This window comes from Vibrio plantisponsor (assembly GCF_013041605.1).
In the GTDB taxonomy this organism is placed as follows: domain Bacteria; phylum Pseudomonadota; class Gammaproteobacteria; order Enterobacterales; family Vibrionaceae; genus Vibrio; species Vibrio plantisponsor.
Map to the genome: position 1 here is coordinate 1 of NZ_JABEQC010000004.1, position 23,503 is coordinate 23,503.

Consider the following 23,503-nt stretch of genomic DNA (forward strand, 5'->3'; position numbering starts at 1 on the left):
GCTGCGCATTGCTATTTCGTTTCTCATAAAGTGACATAAGCTCTATTCCTTCTACTGACGGAAGCATATAACGCCCAGCACAGCGGCTGGCAAAGCTGGCACTAATTGCGCAGCAATTTGAGTGATAGGTTTGACAGTCCGTTGCTGCTGCTTGTTAAGTGGTTGTACGATAAATAGCCCAAACGCTACATTCATGTGCATGTGAATCTTCCCAGAATTCCGACCTTAGACGATCCCTTAATGCTTTAGCATCCGAAAAGTTGGAGATTAAGCCGTTGTTGCCAAGCTTTTCATTAATGAAGCCCAAGTCATCAATTCCCCAATTTGTTAAAAGAGACGTTGCGCAATAGCTATCGATGATGTCGAAACCTAACAATCCCTCAACTTCGGATGGTGAATTCTCTAACTCAATCTCGACACCTACAATCTCATAGTTAGAATGCTCTCTTGCGCTAGCTTTGGCGAAATCCAGGCTAGTTAAAAGATTAAGCCTATAATCTTCGTTTACACAATTATCCCAATCTTTCGATGTTTTAGGCTCAAACAAGTCTGGCCTCATCATGCTATCGACAGAATCAAATCTCTCGAATGATATTTTTCTCCACTCAAGATATTCATTCCAGCTATCACCAGATTCAGGCCCAAATTGTTCAACGATCTTGAAATACATTCCCTTCACTTAACAGTTCTTATACGGAACGATTCTTTTAAAACTGTTCTGTATAACCTGTATCTCATTACTACATGATGTTCCTTAACTTAATAAAAAATAATGAGTTCTGCATTATTTACTTAAAGTCTCCTCTCAAAATGTGGAGTTACTCCTGTTAATCTACCCACATCATGGTTTCATATCGAAAACTACCGTTTACTTCTAGGGTAAGAGTATGAAGTCTCCATTTCTAAACGACTTAACTGAATTTATGATCGTGAGGCATTATGCAAAAACTACGATTCATACTTACTGTTACTGGATTGTTCAATTCATTCGCTTTAACAATAATCAACATCCAAACCAGTTAGGTCGAGAAGAAGTCGAAGCGTTTTTAACTAATCTGGTCGTTAAGTTACAGGTTTCTGTCGCAACACAATCTCTCGCTTTAAACGCCCTTGTCTTTTTATATCGAGATTTTCTTTCTAAACCTCTTGATTTGGATATGAGATTCCAAAAGTCGTCGAAGAACAAAAAGCTACCTGTCGTTCTAACGCCTAAAGAAATAGTGCAGGTTTTTAAGCTCATTCCGGTTCAATCACGTTTGCCCTTTCAATTAATGTACGGTTCTGGATTACGTTTGATGGAAACCGTTCGCCTTAGAGTGAAAGATATCGATTTTGACTATGGCGCTGTACGCATACATAACAGTAAAGGCGGGAAAAGTAGAGTCGTTACCTTGGCTGAAGAACTTCATACCCCTTTGTACAACCAAATTGCAAAGGTGCGCCTGATTCATCAACAAGACCTCAGCACACCAGAATATTCAGGAACCACCATACCCTACCGATTAGCAGAGAAATATCCATACGCCCCCAAGAGTTTAGAGTGGCAATTTTTATTTCCGTCGTTACATCTCAGTCAATTTGGTACAGATACAGGATGGTATCGACACCACCTGCATGAAAACTCACTACAAAAAATCATCAGAAAGGCGTCAACGAATATGGATACACATAAAAACATCACCTGCCACACGTTTAGGCACTCATTTGCAACTCACTTACTTGAGTCAGGCAGTGATATTCGTACCGTCCAAGAACAACTCGGCCACTCAGACGTTAAAACAACACAGATCTACACGCACGTTATCAATCGTGGAGCTAGCGGAGTGAAGAGCCCTTTGTCCAATTTAGGTATATAAAAAAGGCGGATCGTTTAACCGCATCCGCCTTTACAATGTGATTAAAACTCAACCACTAGAGGTTAGAAATACACAGAGAATCTTTAAACACATGACAATTCTCTCGGTTGAACGTGAGTTCAATCTCTTCACCACGCTTCACCGCAACATCGCCTGATAGGTGGACTTTATTGTTCTCATATCCACCAATCACACCAAACAGATAGGTACTGTTACCAAGCCGTTCAACTGCGTCTGTTTTAAAATGAAGCGAATAGTCACCTTCTCCGCCGACGGATAGATGCTCAGGGCGCAAGCCGAAGGTCAGCTTATCTCCTACCGCAACTTTCGAAAGGTCAATATGCAAAGTAACGGATTGACCGTCCGGCAGTTTGAGGGTTGCGCAATCTTCACCAATATGGGTAACTTTTGCCGGTAACATGTTCATTTTTGGAGAACCAATAAACCCTGCAACGAACTCATTCGCTGGGCGATTATAGAGTTCAAGCGGTGAACCAACTTGCTCAATGCGACCATCTCTCAACACTACGATTTTGTCAGCCAGCGTCATGGCTTCTACCTGATCGTGAGTAACATAAATCATGGTCGTGGCAAGTTCACGATGAAGGCTGGATATTTGCAAACGCATGTCTACACGCAGTTCAGCATCAAGGTTGGATAGCGGCTCATCAAACAAGAACACTTTCGGGTTACGCACAATGGCACGACCAATAGCAACACGTTGACGTTGACCACCTGACATATCTTTCGGTTTACGATCCATTAAATGGTCAAGCTGCAGCGCTTTTGCAGCAGCATCGACACGTTGTTTGATTTCAGCTTTTGGAAAACCGTTCATTTTCATGCCAAAGCCCATATTCTCTTCCACCGTTAAGTGTGGGTAGAGAGCATAAGACTGGAATACCATCGCAATGCCGCGCTCTGCAGGGTCAACATGGTTTACCACTTCATCATCAATGCACAACACGCCATCTGTGATGTCTTCCAAGCCAGCGATAAGGCGCAATAATGTTGATTTACCACAACCAGACGGGCCAACAAACACCACGAATTCACCGTGTTTAATATCGAGGTCAACACCATGAATCACCGTATGTTCGCCATAGCGCTTAACAACATTGGAAAGATTAATATTTGCCATCTTTACATCCTTAAATTTGCTTCTTTAGAGAGCAATAGGTAGCTCTCTACCGATAATGCGCTGGCAACTGAACTGCCAGCACAGACGGCATCTGGTTAAAACTTCAATTCAACTTGGTAACGGTAACGTTCGCGGTCGAGTTTAAATTCGTCATGCACGCTTGGTGTCCATGAATCATCGCCGCCAACACCCATATGGAATCCATCTATTCTCACGAACAAGTTGCCACTGTCTTTCAGTTCGTTGGTATGTTTTGCTTGAGCAATGTTGTCTTGAGCAAAACGGCTAACAGATAAATGGAAGTCACCTTGTACAGTAAGCTCGCCAACTTGCGCTTCTTTTACATCACAACGTAAACCGCTGTCTGATGGGAAGATGTATCCAGTGTGCATCTCGTCTTGGCATGCGGTGTAGCGACCAATGTGCGCTGAATCCAAACGGTCTGGGTAGTTCTCATGTGGGCCACGACCAAACCACTCTACCGATTGCTGTTTCTGCGGTAACGCCAATTCCATACCTACACGTGCCAACGGTGGTGCGCTTTTCGCGACGCGAGCATCAACATCTATTGATACCGTTCCGTCTGCGTAAATGTGATATGTCCATACTGTAGCCATTAATACGCCGTGCGAGTTTTTGTGTGCAAACTGAGTCACAACCTCAACTGCATTCGTTTTATCAAACAGTTGTAATTCAACACATTCAACATCAAGCTGATTAATGCCTGCTGCATCCCAACGAGCAGACCATGCATTCGGATCGACGCGATCAACTTCACTCACACCGATATCGTTATCCAGCGGTGCGCGGTAGAAGTTGTCTTTTGGTCCAGAAACTAACTTCTCTTCACCACCCACAATCCAACTATCAATCACACCGGTTTCTTTGTTGAAGCGTATAGAAAAATCTTCACCGCTTATCATTGAGTTATCCGCAAACATTGATGAAGTCAAAACACCTCTTGGTTTTGCTTTCTTTAATGCCAGTGATAATGCAGACGGCAATTCAAATTGATGAGTAGCCGTAGCATGACCCGCCTGTGCCCACGCTGTATCACCAATCAAACTAACCTTAAGGTTCAAATGATACGACTTGCCGACTTTAACTTCCGGTAACGCTTTAGTAAGTTGCAACTGAATAGACTGCTCAGCATCCACAGCCAGCGGAATTTCACCGCTTTCAATAACTGCGCCATCCTCTGTAATCGTCCAAGAAAGCTGTTCATTGTCTGAAGAGGTAAACAAGTTCTCACTGGTCACTTTAATGATTAATGGTTCAGTACCAAGCAATTTAAATTGGTAGAACTGCTGTGCGTGTTTCGCTTCTAAAACAGTTGGATGCAAAGTGCGATCTGGGAAAATCAAACCATTGATACAGAACTGACGGTCGTTGATTTCATCGCCGAAATCGCCACCGTATGCCCAGTATTTAGTGCCGTTTTCATCGGTTTTAGTAATACCTTGGTCAACCCAGTCCCAAATGAAACCGCCTTGCAGACGTGGGTAATCACGGAAGGCTTGCCAGTATTTGTTGAAGCTACCCAAGCTGTTCCCCATAGCATGCGCGTATTCGCACAAAATCAATGGACGATCCTCACCCGGTAAACCCAGCCATTTTTTCAATGCGTATTTCGGAGTCACCGTTGGGTCGATGTGATGCACTTGGTCTTTATCGACACGTGAATACATTGGCACAATGATGTCAGTCGCGGCTGTATTTGAACCGCCACCTTCGTACTGAATCGGGCGTGATGGGTCACGCAGTTTGGTCCATTGGTACATAGCATGATGGTTGCCACCAATACCCGACTCGTTACCGAGAGACCAAATGATCACAGACGGATGGTTTTTATCGCGTTCAACCAAACGAGTAATACGGCGCATGTAGGCATTTAGCCAGGTGGTGTCATCAGAAAGACGGCACATCGGAAACTGACCGTGTGTTTCAATGTTCGCTTCATCAACCAAATACAAACCGTATTCGTCACATAGCTCGTACCACAACGGATCATTTGGATAGTGAGCGGTACGAACTGCGTTAAAGTTATGCTGCTTAAGCAGTTTGATATCTTGCAGCATAGTTTCGCGGCTCATGGTATGACCGGTTTCTGGATGATGTTCGTGGCGGTTAACACCTCGAACCAGAATCGCTTTGCCATTGACCTTAAGCAGGCCATCGGTGATTTCTACACTACGGAAACCCACATTGTAGGCTTCGCAATCAAGTTGCTCGTCACCATTAAATAAAGTGACAACGCAACGATATAAGTAAGGCGATTCCGCGCTCCACTTATGCGGGTTCTCAACGTAGATGTTATGCTCTGCACGCTCTAGCCAAGGGCCTTTTTCATCGATGATGCGTTGCCCACAGTTTACGGATTTCACGCCAAACACTGAGTTGCCTTGCGCATCAAATAGCTCTACCTCAACACGGTTCGCTGCATTTTTCTCGCTAATACTGGTTGTTACATTCAACCAACCATCGCGGTAACACGCATCCAGTGGCGTTAAGATTTGCACATCTTGAATAGAGATTTGTGGTTTAGCTAATAATGTGACATTGCGGAAAATGCCGCTTAACCACCACATGTCTTGGTCTTCCAGATAAGAACCGTCAGACCAACGAATCACCATGGCTGAAAGCTGGTTTTCACCTTCCACTAAGAAGTCCGTCAAATCGAACTCAGCGGCTAGGCGGCTATCTTGTGAATACCCTACCCACTTGCCGTTACACCAAAGATGGAATGCAGAGTTCACACCATCAAACGTAATAGTTTGACGCTTACCAGCGAAGTGTTTTGGCAGGTTAAAGTTTAGGCGATACAAACCCGTTGGGTTTTCCTCTGGTACATAAGGAGGTGTATCCGAAAACGGATACTTCACATTGGTGTAAATAGGTTTGTCGAAACCTTGTAACTGCCAGTTGCTAGGTACAGCAATTGTGTCCCACGCGGAATCATCGAAATCCGATTCAACCGATGCCGCTAATACGCTTTCTGGGCAGTCAAACAGCTTGAATTTCCACTCACCGTTCAGTGATAGCTGATTCTCAGAATCTTGTTTTGTTAATGCGGCTTCTTTATTTGCGTAAGCTTTAAGCGGCGCATGAGCAGCAAGCACATTGTGATGTGTTACATGCTGATTTTCCCATTCGCGAGCACTAATAATTTGTTCAAATGTTCTCATTTTTATTATTCCAGACTTATTTCACCGAACCTGTCATACCTGCAACGAATTGCTTCTGCATTGCGAAAAACACAGCCAAAGTCGGAAGCGTTGCAATAACGGTTCCTACCATGATGATTCCGAAATCAGGGAAATAGGCAGACGATAAAGATGATAAAACGAGGTTAATTGTTTTTAATTCGGCAGATTGCAGCACGATCAAAGGCCACAAGAACGCATTCCAAGATGTCATGAACACGATGATAAACGCTGCGGCATAAGTGGTTTTCATCACCGGGATGTAAACAAACAGGTAGATTTTCCAATCTTTCACGCCATCCACACGAGCTGCATCAATCAGCTCATGCGGGAATGCTTTGGTGCATTGGCGGAAGTAGAAAACGATGAATACTGATGCGATGGTAGGCAACATCACTGCTGCATGGGTATCTAATAGTTGAGCTTTCGCCATTAAAGTAAATAGCGGAATCATCAACGCGGCAAACGGTATCATCATGGTCAGCAGTAATGCGCCGTAAACACGGTCGCGCACTTTGCTTTTGTACACTTCGAAACCGTACCCTGCCATTGAAGAGATCAATAGCGTTACCAAGGTACTGATAATGGCGATTTTGCTGGTGTTCCAGAAGATAAGTCCCAGATCCACCTGCTCGCTCAAACGACTGATGTTGGCGAATAACTGGTCACCAAAGCTGAACTTGCCTTTGTTAATATCTGTTGCGGTATTGGTACTTGATACCACCATCCAGTAGAAAGGAAATAACGATATCAAGGAGAACACGCTTAGGAACAGATACATCAATGCGCGGTTAAGTTTGTTCTTATCCATCTTTATTTATCCTTAGCGATCTTAAATTGCATAATCGCAAGCACTGCAGCAAAGAATACGATGACGTATGACACTGTCGCGGCATAACCGAAGTTTGGCACGAACTTAAACGATAAGTTGTAGATGTACATCGAAAGCGTCATGGTCTCATTCGCTGGACCACCAGCAGTAATGTTGACTACTTCATCAAACAGTTGCAGCGTACCAATCGTCGACATCACGGTAGTAAACAGAATCACTGGCTTAAGTAATGGCACAGTAATGAAGAAGAATTGCTTAGTTGGGCTAACCCCTTCCATACGCGCGGCTTCGTAGATGGACTTATCAATATTTTGCATTGCAGACAGGAAGAAAATCATGTTGTAACCCGTCCAGCGCCAAGTGATCGCAATAATAATCGTCACTTTCGCCCAGAAAGGGTCGGACAACCAAGGGATTGGCTCACTGACAATGTGAGTCCACATTAAAAATGAGTTAATGATCCCTTCGTACGAAAACATACTCTTAAACAGAATCGAATACGCCACTAATGACGTAACACAAGGTAAGAAAATCGCCAGTCTAAACAAACTACGGAACTTAAGATTCGGAGCATTCAGGCATGAAGAAAGAATCAGTGAAAGTAGAATCATGACTGGCACCTGAACCACGAGGAAAATGAAGGTGTTCTTCAGTGATTTAAGGAAAAATGGGTCGTTGAACAGACGCAGTACATTGTCAAAGCCGACAAACTGCATCATAACGCCGCGTCCTGAATGCATCGACATCCAAAGCGAGCTCAAAATCGGGTAAATCATAAAGAGGCTGACGAGAACGACAGCAGGAAGAACAAACGACCAACCGTTAATATCGTAAAAGCGGTGATAGCTTTTTTTGCTCTTTTTCTGTTTTTTACTGATGGCAGTAGAAGTATCCATAAGACAAACCAAGAAAGCATTGAAAACAAGGCACTTAGGCACCGATAAAGGTGCCTAAGGAAGACAATTAACGTAGTTGGAACTCAAGTTGTTGTTGAACATCGCCCAACACTTTCTCGATTGGTGCACCCTGAACAATCGCAGGTAGCATAGAGCTTAATGCTGCATCAACCTCATAGGTGTAGATGCCGTAGTTCACTTCTGGGATCTGACCTAGCCAATCCGTGAAGTTTGCATAAATTTTCTGACCACCAAAGAACTCATTGCTGTACTGATAAGCCGCTGACTGTCCAGAAGGCATATATGAACCCACGGCGCCACGCTCTTTAAGAATGGTTTCATAGAAAGGAACATTAGAGCCAAAGGTTGCATTAAGGAACTTAATCGCTTCTTGCTTCTCTTTCGAAGAGTTTAGTACGTACCAGCTTGAACCACCTAAGTTCGATGCGTTCACCGCGCCAGCTTTTTGCAGACGAGGTGTCGCTGTTACAGCCCACTCACCCGCTTGATCTTTACCAGCTTCAACCGATGGCGTAATCCAAACACCAGTAACAATAGAAGCCACTTGACCACGGTTTAATGAACCTACCCACTCAGACCAACCAATTGTTGGGCGAGAGACTTCTGGGCTCATTAACTCTTTAAATACTTTTAGTGCTTCTATTAGTGACTCATTGTTGGTGATATTCAAAGAACCATCTTTATTGAAGTACCATTCACCACCTGATTGCATCATCACGCGCACTAGGCCAAGGTCATCTGGGTTCATGCCCAGCATGGCAACGCCCGTTTTTGCTTTCACTTGCTTACCAATTTCGATGAAACGTTCCCAAGTGATGTTCTCTAAATCTTTCGCAGTAAAGCCTGCTTTCTCAAGCAAGTCTGTACGGTAGTACATACCTGTAACACCAGTGTCGAAAGGTAAGCCGTAAACTTCACCGTTCAGCGTCATAAGGTTTACTTTGTATGGTGCGAAGTTTTTGTAATCAACATCTTTTGTCATAGGCGCAAAAGAACCTGGGTATGACTGAAGGTATTTTTGAGCGTTGTAATCTTCAATAAGAACCACGTCAGGAAGTGATGACGTAACGCCTGATGCAAGCATAGTGTGCAGTTTTTGCTCGAGGTCAGCCTTAGCAAAGTCCACCACATTGAACGTGGTTTCTGGGTGGTCTTTCATATAAACCTTCGCTGCTTCTTCCATAATCGCAACGTTAAAGTTTGGATCCCAAGCCCACACGGTAATTTCGTCGGCAAGTGCTGCATTACTGAAACACGCCAAACCAATCGAGGTTACAAGCATATTCTTAAGCATTTTCTTATTCATAATCACATTCTCTTTTTTATGAGTAGGGTGCCATATCACTTCAACCAACCACTGATTTGCACGATGAAAACATTCCGTGTTCATCATTCATTAAAGCAATATGGAAACGTTTACAATTCAGGTTAACATTCACCATCATGAATAAGTAAGATCTAACCCTCATTTTCGTGATCGTCTAAGCATTAATTTCTAACAGCGCAGCCACTTTGAGGCTTTCAACTTTATATTTTTTGCTTTCACAGAAACTACAACGAGTACGAAAATACAATATAAATAACTGTTTTTATTACAAACACTGAACAGAAAGCAGCTAATTATTAGAGATTAACCATAAAGCCACCTTAATCTAGGTGGCTTCGAGGCTAAGTATCTGAAAGGTTAAAAATTAGAGGATATAAAATGAACAGATTGAAAATAAAAACACTGTAAACGCATCCAATCCATCACATAAAAAAGAGAATTTCTTATTAAACCAGTGGTATAGCACTATTAAATCAATGGAATACCAATTGCTTTTACAGAGAAAAAGACTTTGCCAGCAAACTTGCTGATTTGAATATGAGTAATGCTCTGATTATCGATAGAGAGAGAGGTGTATAGCTGAGGGTTTTGCCAGTCAAGCCCAAGCACATGAGCAAGAATGAAGCGAATAGGACCACCGTGAGAGACGATCAGCGTATCTTGCTCGCAATGCTGAACAATCTGTTCCCAAGCTTCGGTGACACGCTCATACCCTACTTGCAGAGGCTCCGCGTTAGGTAAAGTGTTTTGTGCAGGGTTCGCCCAGAACTGCTCTAGCTTTTTCCACTCATGAGTTAAGTCATCGAAAGGTATGCCATCAAAGTCACCAAAACTCTGCTCTTTTAAACGCGGTTCGATCACCAGCTTAAGTGTCGGATTAAGCCCTGTGACTAGCTCTGCCACTCTTTGACATCGAATCAGAGGCGAAGCATAAACTTTGCTAAACGAATATTGTTCTAAAACACGATGAGCGATAGCGTTCTGAATGGAGTCATCAACCACCACGTCTTTATGACCATTCAGCGCGGGCTTTCCCTTGGTTTTCCCATGCCTCAAGAGGTAAAGGTTAAACTGGTTTTGGCTTAAACTCATTGTTCCCCCTTCAGAGTCATTGGCATTCCTGCGACGACAAAATCGACTTTCTCAGCAATTTTTGCCACCGCTTGATTCATCCATCCACTATGGTCGACATACAATCTGGTTAATGTGCCCATAGGTACAACGCCCAACCCTACTTCCGTTGAAACACAAAGTATAGTGGCTTGAGTTTCGGCCAACGCGTGAGTGAGTTCATTCAATTTCAGCTTTATTTGTTCACTGTTCGCGTTATCCCCTAAATAGTGAATCACATTGTTCAGCCAAACCGTCAGACAATCCACCAGCACCACATCATGCGCTTCAAACTTAGACAGCAATTGTGCTAACTCTACAGGGCATTCATGGTTGTTCCACTTTTCATCTCTGCGAGCTTGATGCAATGAAATGCGGTCTTTCATTTCATCGTCGAATGGTTCTGCTGTTGCAACATAATGGAGACATGTCTGAGGGTGAATGCTCTTGCCTTCTTCTAACAATCTTATTGCTTGCTGCTCTGCATAAGCCGATTTCCCACTGCGAGCGCCTCCCAGATACAACCTAACTGCCATGTTGTGTTCTCCACTATTTTAGACACGATAAATTAAGCCACATATTTACTATCAAGCACAGTGAGTTATCGCACTTTATAAGCAAATGAATGATCAGCCCTCTTAACTCCACCTTCTCACTCAATGCTCGTGAACTTTATGAACAAAATCGACACAATAGACAATATTATTTTTATCTCGTCTTTACAGACTTATCGTTAACACACTCATAACATTTCACTACCCGTTAAGCACTTTATGCCCTACAGGCGGGAAACATAACTATAAGCGTCATTCTGACTGGGTGATGCGGAAACATAAGGAACGTGAAAATGTTAAAACATATCAAACCAACCCTTACTGCGTCGCTTCTTGCGGCTATGTTCTCACTACCTAGCATGGCAGCAGAGCTAGAGAAAATTCACTTTTTAATTCCTGGTGGCGCTGGCGGTGGTTGGGATATGACAGCTCGTGGTACCGGTGACGTATTAATGAAAACTCACCTTATCGACAGTGTTTCTTACCAAAACCTTTCAGGTGGCGGCGGTGGTAAAGCTATTGCACACCTTATTGAAACAGCCGATCGTCAAGAAGACACCTTGATGGTGAACTCTACTCCTATCGTTGTTCGCTCCCTTTCTGGTGTATTCCCTCAATCATTCCGTGATTTAACACCCGTTGCAGCAACAGTAGCGGATTACGGCGCGCTGGTTGTATCTGGAGATTCCAAATACAACTCTTGGGAAGACGTCGTTGCTGATTTCAAAAACGACCCTAAAAACGTGAAAATCGCTGGCGGTTCGGCACGTGGCAGTATGGACCACTTGGTTGCAGCAGCGGCGTTTAAAGGTCAGGGACTAGATCCTAAAGCGGTACGTTATGTAGCGTATGATGCTGGCGGTAAAGCTATGGCAGCGCTGCTTTCTGGTGAAACTCAACTGCTATCTACTGGCTTGGGTGAAGTGCTGGAAATGTCTCGCAATGGTCAGGTAAAAGTTCTGGCTATTACTGCACCTAAACGCCTTGAGTCGGCGCCTGATATTCCAACTCTGGGTGACTACAATAACCCAACCGTATTTGCTAACTGGCGTGGTTTCTTCGCAGCTCCGGGTGTAAGCCAAGAGAAAGTGGATGAATGGAATGCGGCACTAAGCAAAATGTACACAACGGACGAGTGGAAAGTGGTTCGTGACCGTAACGGTTGGATCGACACTTACAAAGCGGATAAAGAGTTCTTTGCATTCTTGGAAGATCAAGAAAAGCAAATGGGTGACCTAATGCGCGAACTCGGCTTCCTGAAATAATCTCTCCCTTGGGGCAACTCATCCTTGCCCCAAATTTTCCCCGTAATTGAGTGTGCTTATAACTCCTTTGTTTATTGGTTGGAAATTCGACTAGCAGCGAATGACTTACTTTTGGTTAATGATGTTCATTACCTTGCTCAATTACGGTTCTTTTTTCCTAGATTAACTACTACGTAAAACATGGAGTTGGATATGTCGGAGTCGCCAACGAATTTATTCAGCAAAGAGAACTTATTGTGCCGCGATCGAGTGGGCGCGATGGTTTTTCTGGTGCTGTGCCTTTGTTATGGGTATCAAACCTCTCAGATCCCTATGTTTCCCGGCGATGAATATGAACCCTTCAACGCCAGAACACTACCAACAATCCTGACCTATATCGGGGTTGGATTATCGCTTCTTCTGCTGATAGCGGGCCAACCTGACAAGAAAAGCGGCGCGGTATTGGATTTCAACTGGAAACTTCTGATTGGCTTTCTAGTGCTAATGACGCTTTACGGCGTTGGTTTAACCTATTTAGGCTTTGTGCTGGCAACAGGATTGTTCCTTTTAGCCGGTTTCTACTTACTGGGCGAACGTCGTAAGTCTGTGCTGTTTGGCGCATCTTTCCCGTTTGTTGTCGCTTTCTATTTGTTATTAACCAAAGGGCTGGATGTTTATCTAGAGCCCGGTCTTATTTTCACTATTTGGTAGGAACGGATTATGTTAGACGGAATTTTACAAGGACTCTCTACCGCCGTAATGCCATTTAATTTATTGATGGTTATCGTCGGATGTTTTGTCGGTACCTTCATTGGTATGTTGCCGGGTTTAGGACCAATTTCAGCTATAGCGTTGATGATCCCTATCACTTATGGTTTAGACCCTTCTTCAGGCCTGATTTTAATGGCAGGTGTCTACTACGGTGCGATTTTCGGTGGTTCAACATCGTCGATTTTAATCAACGCGCCGGGTTGTTCTGCAACTGTAGTTACCGCTTTTGATGGCTACCCAATGGCGCAAAAAGGACAAGCAGGTAAAGCGCTTGCTCTTGCCGCTTATGCCTCGTTCACTGGCGGTACCTTATCAGCTATCATGTTGCTGGTTGCAGCGCCCGCGTTGGCAAAAGTCTCCCTCAGCTTCCAGTCTTCTGATTACTTTGCACTGATGATGATGGGGCTTTCTGCCGTGGCTGCATTTGCCGGTAAAGGGCAAGTACTTAAAGCATGGATGATGACCATTCTTGGTTTGATGCTATCAACCGTGGGTATCGATAAAGGCATTGGTGTTGAACGCTTTACCTTTGGTTTAACCGATTTAATGGATGGTTTTAGCTTCCTGCTATTGGCAATGGCTACTTTCGCGCTGGGTGAAACCTTAATGGGAATATTAAAGCCCGAGCTGGATACGCGAAATGAAGAGAGCGATAAGCTAAGCAACATCGGCAGTATGAAAGTCACTAAAGAAGAAGTGCGTGAAGCTGCACCTGTGGCACTGCGTTCATCACTGCTTGGCTTCTTTACCGGTGTTTTACCGGGTGCGGGTGCAACCATTGCAGCCTTCCTGAGCTACGGTATGGAACGTAACCTTGCACCAAAGAACAAACGTGAAGAGTTTGGTAAAGGTTCATTACGCGGTCTGGTTGCTCCGGAATCGGCAAACAACGCGGCTTCAAGTGGGTCTTTTGTTCCACTACTTACACTGGGTATCCCAGGCTCTGGCACCACAGCGATTATGCTTGGCGCGTTGATCGCTTACGGCATTCAACCGGGTCCAAGACTGTTTGTTGAGCATCCGGATGTGTTTTGGTCTGTGATCATCTCAATGTATGTCGGCAATATTGTTCTGCTTATTCTGAACTTACCGCTGATCCCATACATTTCGAAGTTGCTGGCAGTACCAAGAACCGTGCTTCTGCCTATGATTTTGTTCTTCTCAATCACAGGTGTGTACTTAGTTTCATTTAACACGATGGATGTGTTCATTATGATTCTTATCGCTATGGGTGCTATTGCTTTACGTCTAGCAAACTTCCCGTTAGCTCCCCTACTACTTGGGTTTATCTTAGGTGGTTTGATGGAAGAGAACTTACGCCGCGCTTTAATGATCTCAGATGGTGAAATCAGCTTCTTGTGGGAGCGTCCGATTACACTGGCATTTACTGTTATTTCAGTAATAGTGCTCACTAGCCCAGTCGTGGTGGCAATTGCACAGCGATTCCGTCGTCCACAAACAGCCAAAGTTTCATAACCAGTTTTTTGTATTTACCTCTTAAAGCCTAGTGTTATCACTGGGCTTTTTTTTGTCTGAAGAAAATAAACTTAAGGATGAGTTTTCGATTTTTTGTCGACATAAATTTCACGCTTGTACTCGTAGTATCTGCGCTATAGATACAAATACTCTCAGAGGTACAAACCGTGAAGCCAGGTAGAACAGGTATTCAACGCATTATTTTCGCAACAGGCTATTCATTGAAAGGCCTTCAAGCTGCATGGATCAATGAAGCCGCATTCCGTCAGGAATTGGTGGCTTCTGCACTGCTTACCATCAGTCTGTTTTTTCTCCCTGTCACTAATCTGGAACGCATCGCTATGGTGGGTTCTTTAACACTGGTTTTGCTCGCAGAACTCCTCAACTCAGCGATAGAGGCTGTAGTTGACCGCATTGGTAGTGAAAAACACGAACTCAGCGGACGCGCCAAAGATATTGGCTCGGCTGCGGTGTTTGTTGCTTTGGCATTTGCTGCTTTTACTTGGCTAATTATTTTGGTGTAACACGATGAAACTGACTAAACCAAACATCTCACTTTCTTATGCTGGTATCACCTTAGTACTTGCCACCTTTTTCGCGCTGGTCATGAATCTACCTGTGTACTCTGCGCTGGTCGGTATTTTCGGTAAGCTAGATAGCGTAAAAATTGGCTTCATCATCTCTTTGCCATTTTTCTTCGCTGCCGCGTTGAACTTTTTGTTCAACCTATTTAGCTGGCCGTATATTACTAAACCTTTCTTCATCACATTAATCATTGTCTCTAGCTTTGTAAGCTACGCGAGCTATAACTACGGTACGCTGTTTGATACAGAGATGATTAACAATATTGTTGAAACCGATACCAGCGAAGCCGGCTCTTACTTAAGTCTTTATTCTCTCGTTTGGGTTGCGCTACTTGGCTTCCTGCCAGCAACGTTGTTAGCGTTTACCAAAATCAGCAAGCCACGCTCATGGCTAAACTTCACCTTGAGAAAGCTTGGCTCCATGATGGCCTCTTTGGTGGTTATTGGTGTGATTGCCATGATGTACTATCAAGATTATGCGTCTGTAGGTCGTAACAATAGCTATTTGAAAAAGCTGATCATTCCGACTCAATTTGTTTACAGTACAACCAAATTTGTTAAGCAGAAATACTTCTCTACGCCGATTATTTATAAAGAGCTTGGCCTAGATGCAAAGCAATCACCAGAAGCATTAGCCGCTGCGGAGTCCAAACCGACACTGTTTGTCTTCTTGTTGGGTGAAACTGCTCGTTCATACAACTATGAGCTAAATGGTTATGATCGCCCAACTAACCCATACACTCGAGACCTAAACGTAATCTCATTTAAAGATGTCAGCTCATGTGGCACAGCAACTGCAGTTTCAGTACCTTGTATGTTCTCGGCGATGGACAAAGGCAGCTTTAGTCGTGATGTAGCTGACAACCAAGACAACGTTCTGGACATTCTTAGCCACGCAGGCGTAGACGTCGCTTGGCAAGAAAACGATGGTGGCGACAAACAAGTGGCTAAACGTATTAAGAAAACCGAAGTTAACCGCAAGCGCGTTGATGATATGTGTAACGGCGAAACCTGCTATGACATGGCAATGCTGGAGAACTTCGACCAGAAAGTGGCCGAGTTAAAAGGCAACCGCATGATGGTGATGCATCTTATTGGTAGCCATGGTCCCACTTACTTCCAACGCTATCCAAAAGAGATGGGAGCATTTCAACCGGATTGCCCTCGTAGCGATATCGAAAACTGTAGTGTTGATCAGATCGTCAATACGTACGACAACACCATCGCTTATACCGATTACGTAGTAGCGCAAACCATCGATAAGTTGAAGGCATTACAAGACAAATACAACACCGCCCTGGTTTATATCTCTGACCATGGTGAGTCCTTAGGTGAAAACGGCATGTTTTTACATGGTATGCCTTACGGCCTAGCACCTAATAACCAAACCCATGTGCCGCTTATTGTTTGGCTGTCTGATGGCTTTAAACAAGAGAAGCACCTAAAAACAGATTGTTTGAAGAAAAACGCAACAAGCCATCAGTACTCACAAGATAACGTGTTCCATTCGTTGCTTGGCATCATGGACGTGAGCACTAACGCCTACAACCCTGATATGGATTTATTCGCTAGCTGTCGTTCTTGATTGATAAATGATGTTTATCACTGTGTTATCTTTGCGCCCTTCAACGGGCGCTTTTTTTGCTTATCTTTTTCGCTCATGGCCTCGTTTGAACACAAATCGGTAATTAAGTAGAATCGCCACACATTCATATAACGAGCATAAGCCTGTGGCAAAACATACACCTGTGATAGAAATGACTTCCTATGGTATCTATTCCCATTGGGATGCCAAAGCCAAAGAACTGCCGAAGATTAAAGAGTTCACTCAGGTGATTACCGCAGAGGAAGAGATTGAATTTGGTTTTATCGTCAATATTAAAAAAGCCAAAGGTCAGCTTCTTCAGTTTTGTATCTACCATCCCGGCATTATCAACAAGAAAGGACAAATTTTGGCACCATTTGATGGTGAAGTGTATGTTCGCAGTAATGATTGGAACTTCTATCTTGGCGACACGATTCAAGTGCTCTGCCCGATTAACGGACTAGAGAGCAACTACGGCGAATGGCGCATGACGCTAGAAATGGAAGGCAAAACCATTGCCGAGAAGACATTCAAAGTTGTTGCCCGCGATGAAGGACAGTTCTGGAAAAAGCGAGGGTTTTAACCTCGCTTTCAGATATTAAGCATTTGCATATTGAAACCGTTTGCAAAGCTGAGAAATGAGACCAAGAATAGTCACGTTATTTAATAACGAATCCCACTTCTTTTATTTCTTGGTCGATCTCTTTCAGATAATAAATAGCCAAATAATCACCTTCTACTTCCGTACTGGTTTGCTTCCATACGATCATCGCAACATCTTCTCTGCGTAATACACCAAGAATGTCCCTATCAAGGCTTAATGATGTGAGAAATTTTTGCTCACTCCACTGCCTTTCAACACTGGCCTTATTGTTGGGGTCGTTGGCTTCTTGCTCGGTTTGGTATGCAGAGAACTGCGACCAATTGCGTTGATTGGATGCTTTAACTACATGGTCAATCATAGGAATGGCTATCTGTAAAATTTCAGTATCTGACTTACTCGTAATTGCCATAATAACCTCGGCGATGTTCGTTAGCGGTTAAGAAACTGTTTCTCTATCAGCTCCAATAGAACACAGCGCCTGATGTTATTCAACCAGTGGCAATGATTGCACACTTTACTTTGTTCTTCAGACAAAGGGGATATAGGCAGTCTTAAGCTCGATAGCGTCCCCCTATAACTAACCGCTACCTCAATGGAATTGTTAGGCTAAGTAACCAGCAAATAACGTTATTCCAAAGAAGATCAGCACCAATCCAGCCACTCTTTCTATAATGTGTATCACCGCTTTGAGTTGCATCTGAATTCGTGGACGCCCAATCGCAGATGCGATAAATAGATCCCAGAGTAAAACCGCAAAAAACATCCATACTCCGCAGGATACTTGCTGAATCAATGTAACTTCACTACCCAGAATAACGGTCATTAGGCTCATGTAGAACAGAGCATTCTTTGGGTTGAGTAATGCTGAGTTCAAACCAAGGAACAGCTGATTAATAGCCGATGGAGCTTTCTCCTGTTCGTGTTCAGCCTCGACTAGTGTCTCTGTTTTTTGACTTCTCAGTAACCGTTGCCCTATCCACAAAAGATAGATAGCCCCCAAAATTTCCACGAAGGAAAAAACCAGCTGATTGTCCCGAATGTTGGTCCAGCCCAGTATGGCTAATGCGATATAAAGTGCATTGCCTAAAGCGACGCCAAGGCAGATAAACCGACTGCCTTGCAATCTATGACGAATTGAGTGACCAACAATTAAGAAAAAGTCTTGTCCTGGGCTTAAAAGCGCAGCAAAGTGAGCCAGTGCCAATGCTGGAAAAGCGACGGGGAAAAGCGTTGAAAGTGACATGAATATTTACCTATAGCCAAAACTGTCGTCAGACTATAGGTTTTCCAACTTAACAATTATTGTCGAAAATTGACGTTACTTGCTGATATTGACGTGGTGTTGAGGCGGTATAGTTAACGAATGTACGATGTAACTGACTTTGGTCTGAGAAACCGACTTCTGCTGCAACATCAACAATGTTCATCCCTGACTTAAGTAAGATCTTCGCTTTTTCGATGCGACTGTTGTTCAAAAATGACTTGGGCGTAATAGCAAGCTGCTTTTTGAATAGTCTAATCAATGTTTCTTTGGGTCGACCCAGTTCCTGAGAAACAAGATCCAGCGATGGCGCACAAGCAATATCCTGAAGCAGTCGCTCGCGTAACAGTGCGACTAACTCACTTTCGTCTTCGTTATGAGTTTGTGGCACACAGTAACGGCTAACCATATTCAGTAAACTGCTCTCCACCGTTGCCACAACGTCGTTGTTAGGACTATTCAATAGCTTGAAAATCAAATCCGATAGATTGAGATTACCCTGCAACGCTGCATGCAACTTTTGCTCACAATGATATTGCTTAATCTCGTATCCGTAGATCTTAGACAAAACCTTACAGCACCATTCATCATCGAGATACAGCATATGGTAGCTGCGAGGCTTGTTCGCTAAGGGATTACAAGCATGAACAACATTCGGTGCTACTAGGATGATATCGCCATTTTTCAGAACCACATTTTCGTTGGGTAGTGATAACAGAGTCTCGCCCGACTCAATAATGCCAATCGATAATTCACGATGACTATGAGCTTTATAACTCTGTGTACTGTTACAAGTGGTGCGGATCGTTAAATAGGGAATGTCCTTATTCTTCCAAAAACGCTGATTTACATCTCGAACAGTCTCTGCCACAACTCGCTACTCCCCACATCCAAACTTGTTGTTCATCGTATTGCACTGAACCGTTAAGCGCAATCATCAGGCTAGCGATCGCCAAAGGAAGATTTAAGTCGTCGCCAAAAACATTTGAGCTTCCATTGTGCAGTTCTCAGCCCAAAAGCAAGTTTTTCAGCCATTAGTGATACCTTGTAGGCACTCACTCAGACGGCAATAAAATAAGAATATCTTATAAAGAATAATGTATTGATTATTCGTGTAAATTCTTCATCATTCATGGGCTTTACCGTCTGACGTTCTCAGATCAAACACAACAATAGAAAAATAAAAAATATTTGGATGTATAAAATGAAGTTAAAACCTTTTAAACGACAAGTTCGAGGTGTATTTGCCTCTTCAGTTGCGCTTTTCACTCTTTTGTCCCCAGTAAATGCAAACGCTGCTGAATCAGCACTGAATGGAATTTTAAGCTCTGGTGAGCTTAAATTCTGTTTTGAGTCGGGTTATATCCCGTTCGAAATGACGGATAAAAATGGAAATTATGTTGGATTTGATATCGATTTAGCCAAACAGATGGCACGCGCTATCAACGTTAAATTTGTTCCAGTAAATACGGCTTGGGATGGCATTATTCCAGCTCTAAAGACCGGAAAATGCGATTTTATCGGCGGTATGACGATCACGCCGGAGCGTAATTTAAGTGCCAACTTCGCTGATCCATACATTGAAGTTGGCCAGACCATACTAATTTCACCTAAACTGGCTGGCAAAGTTCACTCTTTCCGTGAACTAAACGATGGTCAATATACAGTGGCTACCCAAATGGGTACTACAGGTGCTGAAGCAGCTAAAAAGTACTTATACAACGCAAAAATCGACCTTTACGAAACCTCTGCGGATGCGGCACTGCAAATTGCAAATGGCCAGGCAGACGCTTTCGTATATGACTTTCCTTACAACGCTATGTACGAAGCACAACACAAAGATACTGTTGTACACCTAGATGAAAGCTTCACTTTTGAACCACTAGGCTGGGCGATACGTCAGGGAGACCCAGATTTCTTAAACTTCCTGAACAATTATCTGCGTCAAATTAAAGGTGACGGCACCTATCAACGTATCCATGACAAATGGTTCAAATCTGATAAGTGGGTTAACAACGTTCAATAAACACAAATTAATCTGCAATCAACTACCAAGCAGTTCTGGCTAGTTGATTGCAGGAATTCTCAGTTTACAAACTCACTTCCCGATTCACTCCTGACTCAATGGCAAAGTCATAATCATGGCTAACGAGAATGAAGCCGCCTCGGTAACTCAACAAAGCCTGTGCAAGCATGATTTTCGAATCGAGATCGAGGTGGTTATCGGGCTCATCAAGCAACAGCAAAGGCTGCTCTGGTTGATGGCTAACAATCAACATGGCCAACTTCATCTTTTCACCACCACTAAGCGTATTCCCTAGACGAAAAACACTGTCACGACGAAATCCAATCCCGGCAAGTAAAGTTCGGGCATCGCTCTCTTTGATACCGTGACACAACTCCATCAAGTTATCCAACACCGACAAGTCACGGTGAATCGTTCCGAAGTGCTGATCAAGATAATATAGGGGCGTATTTAATTGCAGATCCCCTTGGCTAAGTGAGAACTGACCTAATAGCGTTTTCAAAAAGGTAGATTTACCACAACCATTTCTGCCGGTGAGATGGATTTTGTCATCGGCGAAAATTTGCAGTGTGATGGGCTGAGAGCAACCAAAAGGCAATACACCTTCAAGCACTGACACCACTTTTCGCAAGCGACTTTGGCTGTCGGCCAGATGGAGTTTTTGAGCTTTCAATGTCTCTTTTCTCGCTTGCAATGTCTGCTCTTTCTCTTGCAGATAAGTTTGACGTTGCTGCTCATTTTTATTGCGATTTGCTGCTCTCGCCGTTGCTTTGTCTTTCTTACCATCAAGTAAAATTTTAGGCTGACTGCCCTCTTTCCGCAGCCTGTTGCCTTGTGCTGCTCTTTGTTCCGCCTTTTCCCGATTTCGCTGTGCTTGTTCTTCTAGTTTCTTTTTCTGCTTATCAACACTCGCGAGTTGTCTCTCTACAGCTTGCAGCTCGATTCGCTTCTGTTCAGAGTAATTATCGTAATTGCCACCGAACACCTGCAAACCTAACCCTGACAGCTCCCAAATTTCTTCCATTTCCCGGAGTAACTCGCGGTCATGGCTGATAAGCAAAATAGCGCCTTCGAAAACGCGCATTGAGTCAATTAACCACTGCTTTGCATCGCTATCAAGGTGGTTTGATGGCTCATCAAGAATTAACAACTCAGCGTCACTTTCCAGCAGTTGCCAAAGTTGTAAGCGGGCTAACTGCCCGCCACTGAGTTGCGCACAAGGAAACTCTGGCTCTGGTGGTAAACCCAAATCCTTGAGTTGCTGACTGAGACGTTCTGAAATGTCCCACTGTTCACCGATAATGTCGAACCAGTGCTCAGAGCAATCCCCAGATTGAATCTGCTTAAGAGCTTCCAGTATGTTGTCTTTAGCTAAAAACTGCGCAATGGTGAAATCGCCCGATAACAAATGAGAGGGTTGCTGACGATAAACTGCGTAAGATTTAGGTGTTGATACTCTGCCACTGGAGGGTTGTTTCTCTCCGCACAACAACGATGCGAGTATCGATTTTCCGATACCATTGCGCCCGACCAACCCAACACGTTGCTTCGTCATAGAACATGAGACCTGCTGAAACAACACCTCTCCGTTATCAAATTGAAAGCTTAAATTATTTGCTTGTAAAACTGGCATACGTTGCCTCCTGTCTAACAGGGACAAGGCCGTAGCATAAATATCTAGAGATGAAATCGTTGCAAACACTAAGATTCAGGCAAGGTATTTGCCTAAAACATGGTCGCAATAAAATATCGGAAAGTGAGCTACGCCTACTAACCCTGTGAATCCAAAAAATAAAATGAAAAATGGATAACAGGTTTAGTTATTCATATTGGCGTAATCTCCTACAGAAGTGATGGGCGTAGATTAGTGCATTTAGACAAGCTGAGTCAAGAAAGCGACTCTTTGCCTCAGTACTTATGTGCCGTTTTATTGAACTGGGTTATCTTTGTTTAAATAAAAAAAGCGCTGCCAAGGCAGCGCTATGTACGAATCGAAGATTAATCTTACTTCTTGTTTGCGTACTTCATTGAGTCTAATGCTACAGCGAATACGATGATTGAACCTTTGATGATGTACTGCCAGTAAGGGCTAACACCGATGTAAGTCATACCATAGTTGATAACGGTGAAGATAAGAACACCCGTTACAACACCTGCGATACTACCAACACCACCAGCGAATGACACACCACCTACCACACAGGCTGCGATTGCATCAAGTTCGTACAAGAAACCTAAGTTGTTGGTTGCACTACCGATACGACCCGCTTCTAACATACCACCGAAGGCATAGAAGACACCTGAAAGTGCGTACACTTTTAGTAAAGTCATTGGTACGTTAACACCTGATACTTTTGCAGCTTCTGGGTTACCACCTACAGCGAAGATGTTTTTGCCGAATACCGTCTTGTTCCAAAGAACCCACATGAATATTACAGCGATAATGGCGTAGAAGGTTATGTACGAGAATCGGAAACCACCTATTCGGATAAAGCCTTGAGTGAATGCCGTGAAACGCTCGTCAAAGCCCGCGATTGGTGATGCACCTACTGCGTCGTAGTAAAGAGAGTTAATACCATAAACGATGATCATAGTACCCAGTGTTGCGATGAAAGGTGTTACTTTCAAGTAAGCAACGATCACACCGTTCACTAGACCGATAATTGCACCAATGAAACATACACAAAGGATAACCGCTACGATTGGCACATCACCAATACTTGGGAATACTTTGTTAACGTTTTCAATCGACTGTAGCAAGGTTGCCGATATAACCGCAGCCAAACCAACCTGACGACCTGCAGATAAGTCGGTACCCTGTGTAACGATAAGACCCGCAACACCAAGCGCGATAATTACGCGAACTGATGACTGAGTTAAAATGTTACTTAAATTTCGTAAACTTAAAAATGATGGTTCTTGAATAACGATAACCGCTAATAAAATAAACAGAACCGCGTAAATTGCACCTTCTTTTAAGTGCTTTAATGCAAATGACTTAACAGCATCCAT

21 protein-coding genes are annotated in these 23,503 nt (G+C 43.6%); 8 read left to right on the top strand and 13 right to left on the bottom strand.

Translation table 11 applies throughout. The features are described from left to right. Positions 1-154: 154 nt before the first annotated feature. Complete coding sequence (locus tag HKI82_RS06890) at positions 155-670, bottom strand: hypothetical protein (protein WP_171137582.1); 516 nt, start codon at positions 668-670, stop codon at positions 155-157. A 217-nt stretch (positions 671-887) separates the two neighbouring features. Between HKI82_RS06890 and HKI82_RS06895 the strand changes: the two genes are divergently transcribed. Continuing rightward, positions 888-1,856, top strand: coding sequence for an integron integrase (locus HKI82_RS06895; protein ID WP_171137583.1), 969 nt, complete (start codon positions 888-890; stop codon positions 1,854-1,856). Between the two features lie 55 nt (positions 1,857-1,911). Here HKI82_RS06895 and HKI82_RS06900 read toward each other — a convergent pair whose 3' ends face one another. The 7 genes from HKI82_RS06900 to cobU all read right to left on the bottom strand — a co-directional run bounded on the left by HKI82_RS06900 (position 1,912) and on the right by cobU (position 10,922). Then, on the bottom strand, positions 1,912-2,997 hold the full coding sequence (locus tag HKI82_RS06900) for an ABC transporter ATP-binding protein (RefSeq protein ID WP_171137584.1): 1,086 nt from the start codon (positions 2,995-2,997) through the stop codon (positions 1,912-1,914). A 95-nt stretch (positions 2,998-3,092) separates the two neighbouring features. Then, a complete protein-coding gene (locus HKI82_RS06905) occupies positions 3,093-6,182 on the bottom strand; it encodes a beta-galactosidase (RefSeq protein WP_171137585.1) in 3,090 nt (1,029 codons plus the stop codon). Positions 6,183-6,198: 16 nt separating this feature from the next. Continuing rightward, positions 6,199-7,011 (bottom strand): carbohydrate ABC transporter permease, encoded by an 813-nt coding sequence (locus HKI82_RS06910; protein WP_042487499.1) that lies wholly within the window; start codon positions 7,009-7,011, stop codon positions 6,199-6,201. Between the two features lie 2 nt (positions 7,012-7,013). Next, positions 7,014-7,928, bottom strand: a complete 915-nt coding sequence (locus HKI82_RS06915) for a carbohydrate ABC transporter permease (RefSeq protein WP_171137586.1) — start codon at positions 7,926-7,928, stop codon at positions 7,014-7,016. A 67-nt stretch (positions 7,929-7,995) separates the two neighbouring features. After that, on the bottom strand, positions 7,996-9,255 hold the full coding sequence (locus HKI82_RS06920) for an extracellular solute-binding protein (RefSeq protein WP_171137587.1): 1,260 nt from the start codon (positions 9,253-9,255) through the stop codon (positions 7,996-7,998). Positions 9,256-9,744: 489 nt separating this feature from the next. Beyond that, positions 9,745-10,368: a histidine phosphatase family protein gene (locus HKI82_RS06925; RefSeq protein WP_171137588.1), complete on the bottom strand. Its 624-nt coding sequence runs from the start codon at positions 10,366-10,368 to the stop codon at positions 9,745-9,747. Further along, a complete protein-coding gene (cobU, locus tag HKI82_RS06930) occupies positions 10,365-10,922 on the bottom strand; it encodes a bifunctional adenosylcobinamide kinase/adenosylcobinamide-phosphate guanylyltransferase (protein WP_171137589.1) in 558 nt (185 codons plus the stop codon). Before cobU ends, HKI82_RS06925 begins: the two co-directional genes overlap by 4 nt. A 311-nt stretch (positions 10,923-11,233) precedes the next feature. Between cobU and HKI82_RS06935 the strand changes: the two genes are divergently transcribed. From HKI82_RS06935 to HKI82_RS06960, 6 genes are all read left to right on the top strand, one after another. After that, complete coding sequence (locus HKI82_RS06935) at positions 11,234-12,205, top strand: tripartite tricarboxylate transporter substrate binding protein (RefSeq protein WP_102942528.1); 972 nt, start codon at positions 11,234-11,236, stop codon at positions 12,203-12,205. A 192-nt stretch (positions 12,206-12,397) separates the two neighbouring features. Continuing rightward, complete coding sequence (locus HKI82_RS06940; RefSeq protein ID WP_042487513.1) at positions 12,398-12,895, top strand: tripartite tricarboxylate transporter TctB family protein; 498 nt, start codon at positions 12,398-12,400, stop codon at positions 12,893-12,895. Positions 12,896-12,904: 9 nt separating this feature from the next. Continuing rightward, on the top strand, positions 12,905-14,431 hold the full coding sequence (locus HKI82_RS06945; RefSeq protein ID WP_102942527.1) for a tripartite tricarboxylate transporter permease: 1,527 nt from the start codon (positions 12,905-12,907) through the stop codon (positions 14,429-14,431). 167 nt (positions 14,432-14,598) lie between these two features. Further along, entirely contained in the window at positions 14,599-14,955 is a 357-nt protein-coding gene (locus HKI82_RS06950) for a diacylglycerol kinase (RefSeq protein ID WP_102942526.1), read from the top strand. 4 nt (positions 14,956-14,959) lie between these two features. Continuing rightward, positions 14,960-16,600 carry a phosphoethanolamine transferase gene (locus HKI82_RS06955; protein WP_171137590.1) on the top strand — a complete coding sequence of 547 codons (1,641 nt, stop codon included), beginning with the start codon at positions 14,960-14,962 and terminating at the stop codon, positions 16,598-16,600. A 145-nt stretch (positions 16,601-16,745) separates the two neighbouring features. Beyond that, positions 16,746-17,183 (top strand): DUF3859 domain-containing protein, encoded by a 438-nt coding sequence (locus HKI82_RS06960; protein WP_171137591.1) that lies wholly within the window; start codon positions 16,746-16,748, stop codon positions 17,181-17,183. A 76-nt stretch (positions 17,184-17,259) separates the two neighbouring features. Here the strand turns inward: HKI82_RS06960 and HKI82_RS06965 are convergent, their stop codons facing one another. The 3 genes from HKI82_RS06965 to HKI82_RS20650 all read right to left on the bottom strand — a co-directional run bounded on the left by HKI82_RS06965 (position 17,260) and on the right by HKI82_RS20650 (position 19,336). Next, entirely contained in the window at positions 17,260-17,613 is a 354-nt protein-coding gene (locus HKI82_RS06965) for a hypothetical protein (RefSeq protein WP_102942523.1), read from the bottom strand. Positions 17,614-17,805: 192 nt separating this feature from the next. Further along, on the bottom strand, positions 17,806-18,447 hold the full coding sequence (locus tag HKI82_RS06970; RefSeq protein WP_171137592.1) for a LysE family translocator: 642 nt from the start codon (positions 18,445-18,447) through the stop codon (positions 17,806-17,808). A 49-nt stretch (positions 18,448-18,496) separates the two neighbouring features. Next, positions 18,497-19,336: an AraC family transcriptional regulator gene (locus HKI82_RS20650; RefSeq protein WP_171137593.1), complete on the bottom strand. Its 840-nt coding sequence runs from the start codon at positions 19,334-19,336 to the stop codon at positions 18,497-18,499. A gap of 333 nt (positions 19,337-19,669) precedes the next feature. Here HKI82_RS20650 and HKI82_RS06980 point away from each other — a divergent pair, with 333 nt between their 5' ends. Then, positions 19,670-20,491 carry a transporter substrate-binding domain-containing protein gene (locus HKI82_RS06980; RefSeq protein WP_171137594.1) on the top strand — a complete coding sequence of 274 codons (822 nt, stop codon included), beginning with the start codon at positions 19,670-19,672 and terminating at the stop codon, positions 20,489-20,491. Positions 20,492-20,555: 64 nt separating this feature from the next. On the opposite strand, the gene HKI82_RS06985 is transcribed toward HKI82_RS06980, so the two are convergent. Beyond that, entirely contained in the window at positions 20,556-22,124 is a 1,569-nt protein-coding gene (locus HKI82_RS06985) for an ABC-F family ATP-binding cassette domain-containing protein (RefSeq protein ID WP_171137595.1), read from the bottom strand. Between the two features lie 371 nt (positions 22,125-22,495). Then, positions 22,496-23,503 carry a galactose/methyl galactoside ABC transporter permease MglC gene (mglC, locus tag HKI82_RS06990; protein ID WP_102942518.1) on the bottom strand — a complete coding sequence of 336 codons (1,008 nt, stop codon included), beginning with the start codon at positions 23,501-23,503 and terminating at the stop codon, positions 22,496-22,498.